Annotated in this window: 5 protein-coding genes and 1 pseudogene; 3 read left to right on the top strand and 3 right to left on the bottom strand. The window is 64.6% G+C overall.

Annotated features, from left to right (window positions below; all coding sequences use genetic code 11):
• The 3 genes and pseudogenes from ABI213_RS01605 to cphA (ABI213_RS01595) form a co-directional block, all read right to left on the bottom strand.
• Positions 1 to 254: pseudogene (locus tag ABI213_RS01605) on the bottom strand (outer envelope protein); the annotation flags it as partial.
• Between the two features lie 237 nt (positions 255 to 491).
• Entirely contained in the window at positions 492 to 3,059 is a 2,568-nt protein-coding gene (gene cphA, locus ABI213_RS01600) for a cyanophycin synthetase (protein WP_348008175.1), read from the bottom strand.
• On the bottom strand, positions 3,059 to 5,305 hold the full coding sequence (gene cphA, locus ABI213_RS01595; RefSeq protein WP_348008174.1) for a cyanophycin synthetase: 2,247 nt from the start codon (positions 5,303 to 5,305) through the stop codon (positions 3,059 to 3,061). The genes cphA (ABI213_RS01600) and cphA (ABI213_RS01595) overlap by 1 nt, the downstream gene beginning before the upstream one ends.
• Before the next feature lie 154 nt (positions 5,306 to 5,459).
• Between cphA (ABI213_RS01595) and ABI213_RS01590 the strand changes: the two genes are divergently transcribed.
• The 3 genes from ABI213_RS01590 to ABI213_RS01580 all read left to right on the top strand — a co-directional run.
• A complete protein-coding gene (locus ABI213_RS01590) occupies positions 5,460 to 7,730 on the top strand; it encodes an ABC transporter ATP-binding protein (protein ID WP_348025841.1) in 2,271 nt (756 codons plus the stop codon).
• A gap of 2 nt (positions 7,731 to 7,732) precedes the next feature.
• Positions 7,733 to 8,206: a DUF1854 domain-containing protein gene (locus ABI213_RS01585; protein ID WP_348005940.1), complete on the top strand. Its 474-nt coding sequence runs from the start codon at positions 7,733 to 7,735 to the stop codon at positions 8,204 to 8,206.
• 129 nt (positions 8,207 to 8,335) lie between these two features.
• The coding region (locus ABI213_RS01580; RefSeq protein ID WP_348025839.1) for a hypothetical protein at positions 8,336 to 8,654 on the top strand (319 nt) is incomplete at its 3' end.

Genomic DNA, 8,654 nt, shown 5'->3' with positions numbered 1-8,654 from the left:
TGGGCACCGTGGTCGGTGGAGTCGGACTCCAGGATGTCCAGGTTCAGGAAGTTGCTACCGTATTTGTAACCGCTGGCATGGGTGATGTTGACGATGTTTTTGGAAATATCGCTCGGATTGAACGGTTCCCGAAAGCTGTTGCCGTAGCGGTAGCCGATGGAGGTGTCGCTCCAGTCCGCAGCCTGCGCCAGCGTGCCGGTGGTCAAAGCCGCTGCGGCCGCCAAAACAAGCGTGCCTGTGCGTGTGAATTTCATCGTGTGCCTTTGGTGGTTAAGTGAACTGATTGCCCACTTCCACAGTGCAAACACCATGCCAACAAACACTTACATTTTTTTCAAAAATAATAGCTGTCTGCGCAAGTGGGATATGCGCCAGAGGCCTGAAAACCTTGAAATGTAAAGTTGGTGCACCATCCAAAGGCAACAGGGCGGGATGGCTTCCACCATCCCGCCCTGTTGCAGTGCAGCATCAGCCGCAGTGCCGGATGCGTTTTAGGCCGCAGCCACCCGTTGCGCCAGGTGGGCCAGGGCTTCCTCCACCTGGTCCACCAGGATCAAACACAGGTCGCCCGGCTGCAAACGCGCCAGGGCGTGGTCGATGGCGATGAATTCGCCGTAGATCTCGTCCACCGTGCGGGTGCGCTGGGCGTTGGCCAGGCCTTCGCGCAGCAGCTTGACCACTTCGCCGTCGGCCCGGCCCCGCTGGCAGGCGTCTTCAAACAGGATCACGTCGTCAAATGCGTCACCCAAAATGACGGTTTGCTCACGGATGTCTTCGTCGCGCCGGTCCCCGGCGCCGCTGATGACCACCGAGCGCCGTTTGGCGGGCATGGCCTCGACGGCGGACACCAGGGCGCGCATGGCATCCGGGTTGTGACCGTAGTCGGCAATCACCGTGGCGCCCTTGTAGTCCATCACGTTGAAGCGGCCGGGGGCGTTGTCGGCATCGTTGGAGAAGCTCGACAGGCCGCGGCGGATGGTGTCCCAGTTCATGCCTACGCCCCAAGCGGCGGCTACAGAGGCCATGGCGTTGTCCACCTGGAAGGCGATGGTGCCAGCGCGCGTCAGCGGCACATCGCGCAGGGCGATCTGCTCACGCCACGAACCCACAGCGGCCACGATGTGGTCGCCATCGACATACACCGTGCGCCGCCCCTGGGCGCGGTGGGTGGCCATCACCGGGTGGTGGCGGTCGGCGGTGAAGTAGATCACGTTGCCAGGGCAGGCCGTGGCCATGGCGGCGACGATGGGGTCGGCGGCATTCAGCACGGCGTAGCCGGTGGAGTGCACGTTTTGCACGATGACGCGCTTGAGTACGGCCAGGTCTTCCACCGTGGTGATGTAGTTCAGGCCCAGGTGGTCGCCCGCGCCGATGTTGGTAACCACGGCGACCTGGCAGCGGTCAAAGCCCAGGCCTTCGCGCAGCATGCCGCCGCGGGCGGTTTCAAACACGGCGGCATCTACGTCGGGGTGCATCAGCACATTGCGGGCGCTTTTGGGGCCCGAGCAGTCGCCGCTGTCGATCTGGCGGCCATCGACGTACACGCCGTCGGTGTTGGTCATGCCGACGCGCAGGCCGCTGCTGGTGAACAGGTGGGCGATCAGCCGGGCCGTGGTGGTTTTGCCATTGGTACCGGTGACGGCCACCACCGGGATACGGCCATCGTCACCCGCACCGTACAGGTTGCTGACCATGGCTTCGCCCACGTTGCGGCCTTTGCCGAACGAGGGCGAGATGTGCATGCGCAGGCCGGGCGCGGCGTTGACTTCGACAATGCCGCCGTGTTGGTCTTCCAGCGGCTTGAGCATGCTTTCGCAGACCACGTCTACGCCGCAGATGTGCAGGCCGATCATCTGGGCCGCGGCCACAGCCTGGGCGGCGACGGCGGGGTGCACGTCGTCGGTCACGTCGGTGGCGGTGCCACCGGTGCTCAGGTTGGCGTTGTTGCGCAGGATGACGCGACGGCCTTTGTCGGGCACGGACGCGGGGGCCAGGTCTTGTAGCGCCAGCCGGGCGATGGCGATGTCGTCAAAGCGGATCTTGGTCAACGAGGTGGCGTGGCCTTCGCCGCGTTTGGGATCGGAGTTGACGATGTCCACCAGCTCGCGCACGGTGTGCACGCCGTCGCCCAGTACCTGGGGCGGGTCACGGCGGGCGGCAGCCACCAGCTTGTTGCCCACCACCAGCAGGCGGAAGTCGCTGCCGGGCAAGAATTTTTCCACCATCACTTCGCCGATTTCGGCGGCGGCCGCGAAGGCGACTTCCAGATGCGCGCGGTCCACGATGTTGACCGTCACGCCCTTGCCCTGGTTGCCGTCTTGCGGCTTCACCACTACCGGCAGGCCGATTTCCAGCGCCACCTGCCAGGCTTCTTCCAGCGTTTCCACCGGGCGGCCCAATGGCACGGGCACACCGGCGGCATGCAGCAGCTTTTTGGTCAGGTCTTTGTCTTGGGCAATGGCCTCGGAAACGGCACTGGTCAGGTCAAATTCGGCGGCCTGGATGCGGCGTTGGCGCGAACCCCAGCCAAACTGCACCATGCTGCCCTTGGTCAGGCGGCGGTAGGGAATGCCCCGGGCCACGGCGGCATCCACGATGGCACCGGTGCTGGGGCCCATGCGCTCGTCTTCGTCGGTTTCGCGCAGTTGGGCGATAGCGCTGTCTTTGTCAAAAGCGGTGTGGTCCAGCGCGGCCTGGATCAAGGTCTGGGCCAGTTCCAGCGCCTGGCGGCCCACGGCTTCTTCGCTGTACTCCACCACCACTTGGTAGATGCCGGTTTGTTCGGTGGCCGAGGTGCGGCTGAAAGTGACCGGGCAGCCCGCCTGGGCCTGCAGCGCCAGCGTGGCGGCCTCCAGCACATGGGCCAGAGACACGGTGCCGTGTTCGCGGTTGGGGCGCAGCGGCCCGATAGCCGGGAACAGGGCGCGCACGGCGACCTCGAACCCGGGAATCTGGGCGATTGCCTGTTCGGATTCCGCGCAGGCCACCACGGCTTCCACGGCGGTATGGCGGCTCCAGAGATTGGGGCCGCGCAGGGCCCGGATGCGTGAGACTTCCATCAGTCGGTCTTTCTATCTTCTTGTTCGGTACGGGGTCCAGCCGGGGGCAGCGTGGCGCGTACAGGGGACGAGGGGCGGACGGTGGGCAGGTCCAGTTCGAAAGTCTTGAGCCCGGCCACGATCAAATCGGGCGAAATATCCATCGCCCAGGCAGCCGCAATCGAGGCCAGGATGGGCTCCAGCTGCGCCGGGGTGGTCCAGTGGGCGGTGAGCCGCTCCAGATTGACCAGCGGCACTTCGGCGCTGCCGGTGGCGAGCATGATGTAGCCCTTGTGGATGATGACTGCTCTACTTTCTGTAGCGCGGTGTGCAATGGTGGCGGGCAGCAGCGGGTCAATTCCATACAAAATGGCAGAGCCGTCGCAGAGTTCGGCCATGGCGGCCACGCGCTCGTCAACGGCGTTCAGTACCGCCACGCCCTCGGCCAGCACCACGTCTACCTGGGTGCGCAGCACTTTCACCAGTTGGTCGTCTTCGGTGATGTCGAATTCAGCCAGCGCGGATGCGCCGCCCAGGTCGGTAACGATGCCGACGGTGCAGCGGTCGTAGGCCAGGCCGTCGCGCAGGATGCTGGCCGCACCGTTTTCGATCACCGCGGCTTCCATCGAGCGGTTGATCAGTAGCCGGTGGGCCGGTTCCCAGTGGGCGCAATCTTTGGTTTCGATGCGCCGGGTGTCCAGAAACAGGCCGTCGCGGCAGGCCAGGCCGACGCGCTTGCCGCTCAGGTGCAGCAGCCAGGCGACCAGCCGGGCAATGGTGTGTGTGCTTTGGGTACCGGCCACGCCCACGATGGGGATGCGGCCGGTTTCGTCTTCGTCAAACAGGTGGTCCACGATGGCGCGGCCCACCGGGCGGGGCGAGCCCTCGGCGGGCTTCAGGTGCATCAGCAGGCCGGGGCCTGCATTGACCTCGACAATCGCGCCGCCCTGCGGGCCCAGGGGTTTGGAGATGTCTTCGCAGACTACGTCCACCCCGGCAATGTCCAGGCCGACGATGCGCGCGGCCAGCGACACGATGTGGTCCACCTCGGGGTGCATCAGGTCGGTGCAGTCTATGGCGACGTTGCCGTTGCGCTGGATCAGCACCTGCTTGCCCGCTGCGGGCACCGCGTCGGGGGTGAGGCCCTGGCGCTGCAGGTCCAGCAGCACGGCCGCGTCTTTGTAGGTGTCGATCAGGCCCAGCGGCGCGTCTTCGTGGGTACCGCGGCGCGGGTCGGTGTTGATATGCGCATCCACCAGCTCGGCCACGGTGGACTGGCCATTGCCCGTCACCCAGGCGACCGAACCCCGGGCGGCGGCAACCACGCGGCCTCCCACTACCAGCAGGCGGTGCTCGTTGCCGCGCACAAAGCGTTCCACCAGCACCTCGCTGCCGTGCTGCTCGGCCACCAGGTAGGCGGCTTCCACATCGGCTTGGGTGCTCAAGTCCAGCGCCACGCCCCGGCCATGGTTGCCGTCGGACGGCTTCACCACCACCGGCAAGCCCACGTCTTGCGCGGCTTCCCAGGCGGCTTGCGGGCTATCGACCACCACGCCTTCGGGCACCGGCACGCCGCAGGACTGCAGCAGGGTCTTGGTCAGGTCTTTGTCGTGGGCAATGCCCTCGGCAATCGCGCTGGTGAATTCGGTTTCGGCTGTCCAGATACGGCGCTGGCGTGCACCGTGGCCCAGCTGTACCAGGTTGCCGTCGTTCAGGCGGATGTGCGGGATGCTGCGGTCGGTGGCGGCTGCCACGATGCAGGCCGTGCTGGGGCCGAGGTAGTTGTCGTCCACTTCGGCGCGCACGGCGGCCACAGCGGTGCTGACGTCAAAAGACTGGTCGTTGATAGCGGCCATCAACAGCCGGTGGCCTTGGGCCAGGGCGCAGCGGGCCACCTGCTCGTCACGGGCGCGGAACACCATGCGGTACACGCCGCGTTGCGAGGTGCTGCGGGTTTGGCCAAAGCCGGTGGGCATGCCTGCCAAGTTCAGCAGCTCGATGACCACGTGCTCCAGCACATGGCCGGCCCAGGTGCCTTCCACCAGCCGCTGCAGAAAGCCGCCGCGCTCGCCAACGCCGCAGTGGTGCTCTTCTAGAGCAGGCAGCAGGGCGACCAGGCGGTCGGTAAAGCCGGGTAGCAGGTTGGAGGGGAATTCTTCCAATTCCCCCAAATCAAGCCAAACTTCGAGGGCGGGCCGGTAGGTCCAGATGTTGGGGCCACGCAAATAATTGATGCGCAGCAGTTGGATGTCGTCCTTGGGGCTCATGTTTTTGGCGTAAGTAGTGGCCGGGCGACCCGGCTGCGGATGGCTAAAGTGCGCAGGTGCATATGGTAATTAGAAATGGACTTGGCATCGGCGAGAATCTGAGGCCCCGACGAAGCACTGGCGCTTGGCCAGGAATCCTTGGGTCTTTAAATACATGCAACACCATCATCCCGTCGAATCAAGCAGTGGCTTGCAATCGCAGCTCCTTCCCCATGAGAACGCCCTAGTCAGCCTGTCCGTTGACCTGGATGCCCAGCTACGCTTTGCGCCCGGACTGCTGGCTCTGACCGACCAGCGCCTGCTGAGCCACCACGACGGTACCTGGCAAAGCTGGCCGCTCACCCCTGATCTGGCTTTGCGCCACTCCGACCACGCCGGTGTCGGCACGCTGGAACTGCACAACGCCCACACCCGTCTGGCCCGCTGGCGCTTCACCCTGGCCGTCGACGTGCAGGCGCTGCGCTTGGTCAAGCTGTTTGGGCTGCGCCTGGCCCCACAGGAAGCCAGCCTGGACGAACCTGGCCAGTGCCCGACCTGTTTTGCCCCGCTGCCTCCCGACAGCGAGGAGTGCGCGGTATGCACCCGCGAGCTGAACACCCCGCCCAGCACCTGGGTGCTGCTGCGGCTGTGGCGCTTTGCCAAGCCCTACCAAGGCAAGTTGTTGACCGGTTTCCTGCTGATGCTGGCCTCCACCGCTGCCACGCTGGTGCCGCCGTACCTGACGATTCCGTTGATGGACGAGGTGTTGATCCCGTTCCAAAGCGGCAAACAGATCGACATTGCGCAGGTCAAATGGCTGCTGGCCGGGCTGCTGGGCTCGGCCTTGCTGGCCTGGAGCCTGGGCTGGATACGCACCTGGCTGCTGGCGCTGGTGTCCGAGCGGATTGCTGCGGATTTGCGCACTACCGCTTTTGAGCACCTGCTGGGCCTGTCGCTGGACTACTTTGGTGCCAAGCGCACCGGTGACCTGATCGCCCGCATTGGCTCCGAGACCGACCGTATCTCGGTCTTTTTGTCGCTGCACGCGCTGGACTTTGCCACCGACGTGCTGATGCTGATGATGACCTCGGCCATCTTGTTTTCCATCAATCCCTGGCTGGCGCTGGTCACCCTGCTGCCGCTGCCCTTCATCGCGTGGATGATCCACGCCGTGCGCGACCGGCTGCGCACCGGCTTCGAAAAGATCGACCGGGTCTGGGGCGAGGTCACCAATGTGCTGGCCGACACCATTCCCGGCATCCGCGTGGTCAAGGCATTCGCCCAGGAACGCCGCGAGGCCGGCCGCTTCCATGCCGCCAACCAGGCCAATCTGGCGGTCAACGACCGCCTGAACAAAACCTGGAGCCTGTTTACCCCGACTGTTTCGCTGCTGACCGATATGGGTCTGCTGGTGGTGTGGGCGTTTGGTATTTGGCAGGTGAGCAAGGGCCAGATCACCGTGGGTGTGCTGATTGCGTTCCTGGCCTACATAGGGCGCTTCTACACCCGGCTGGACTCGATGAGCCGCATTGTCTCGGTGACGCAAAAGGCGGCGGCCGGAGCCAAGCGCATTTTTGACATCCTGGACCATGTTTCTAACGTGCCCGAGCCCACCAACCCCGTGCCCGTGAGCAAGGTGGAGCGCGGGATGCGGGGCCAGATCGAGATGAAGCGCATCGGTTTCCGCTACGGCAACCGCGCCGTCATCCGTGACCTGGACCTGGTGATACGCCCCGGCGAGATGATTGGTCTGGTGGGCCACAGCGGCTCGGGCAAGAGCACGCTGGTGAACCTGATCTGCCGCTTTTACGACGTGACCGACGGCTCCATCCAGGTGGATGGCACCGACATTCGCCGCTACGCCGTGGCCGATTACCGGCGCAACATCGGCCTGGTGCTGCAAGAGCCGTTTCTGTTTTTTGGCACTATTGCCGAGAATATTGCCTACGGCAAACCCGACGCGACGCGCCAAGAGATCGTGGCTGCCGCCCGAGCCGCCCACGCGCACGAATTCATCCTGCGGCTGCCGCAGGGCTACGACTCGCTGGTGGGCGAGCGCGGCCAAGGCCTTTCGGGCGGCGAGCGCCAGCGCATTTCCATCGCTCGCGCACTGCTGATCGACCCGCGCATCCTGATCCTCGACGAAGCCACCTCTTCGGTGGACACCGAGACCGAAAACGAAATCCAAAAAGCGTTGGACAACCTGGTGCAAGGCCGAACTACTATCGCCATCGCCCACCGCCTGTCTACCCTGCGCAAGGCCGACCGCCTGGTGGTGATGGACCGGGGCCGCGTGGTCGAGGTCGGTCCGCACGAAGAACTGATGGCCCAAGAAGGCGCGTACTGGCGGCTGTACCAGGCGCAACTGCGCCGCACCGAGAGCGAAGACGAAGGCCTGAGCCTGTCGCGCCCCATCGAGCATTCAGCCCACCCTGCCGGAAACTAAGCATGACCTCCACCTCTGATTTCCTGCTGGAACGCGATGCTTTCGGCCGTCTGGCCGTCATTTTTACCAGCGGCGAGCGCCATGAAGGCGTGGTACCCGTGCGCGCCTTTCCGATTGCTGCGCCGGACGAGGGTGTGTCCCTGGTGGGCACCGAGGGCCATGAGCTGGTGTGGATTGACCGCCTCAGCGCCTTGCCGCTGGCCACGCGTAGCCTGTTGGAGGAGGAATTGGCTACCCGCGAATTTGTGCCGGAGATCCTGCGGGTCAAGGCGGTGTCCACTTTTTCCACGCCCAGCGTCTGGACGGTGGAAACCGACCGCGGCGATACCGAATTTGTGCTCAAGACCGAAGAAGACATCCGCCGCCTGGGCCGTGCCGGTCTGCTGATTGCCGGTGGCGCAGGCGTGCAGTTCGGCGTGCGCGACATGACCGCGCTGGACCGGGGTTCGCGGAAGTTGCTGGAGCGCTTTCTTTAGGCCACTGCCCACGGCGTAAAGTTTTTTAAATATTTTTAGAAATAGCCCTAAATAACCCTGCATTTCTGCCGTTAACCAAGTACGAGGTCTGAAAAAAGTATCTACAGACCGACTTACTTGGTGAACAAAATGCAAATCCCTCCTGTCGAACGTACCGTGAACTGGCCGCCCGCTGCGGCTGGCACGCGTTCTGGCGCGGGGTCTGCGGCGACCCAAGGGCCAGATACCCAGCCTGTGACGGCGGCCATCCAGGAGGAAACCACCAAGCTGGAGGCGGCAACCAAGCCCACGCCGTCGGTCAAACTGATTATTTCTACCACCCAGGAAGATATCGCCAAACTGGAGGCGGCGGCGCAGGCCCGTACGGCCGTGCGGGCTGTGCCCAGGGGCGAGGCGGCGGAGGCCAAGGCGGTGAAAGCGGTGGGCGGCGTGGAAGCCAGCACCCCCA

This window comes from Rhodoferax sp., from assembly GCF_039922535.1.
Lineage (GTDB): Bacteria > Pseudomonadota > Gammaproteobacteria > Burkholderiales > Burkholderiaceae_C > Rhodoferax_B.
Note: the sequence above shows the minus strand (reverse complement) of the source record. Positions and strands in the feature narration are given on the sequence as shown.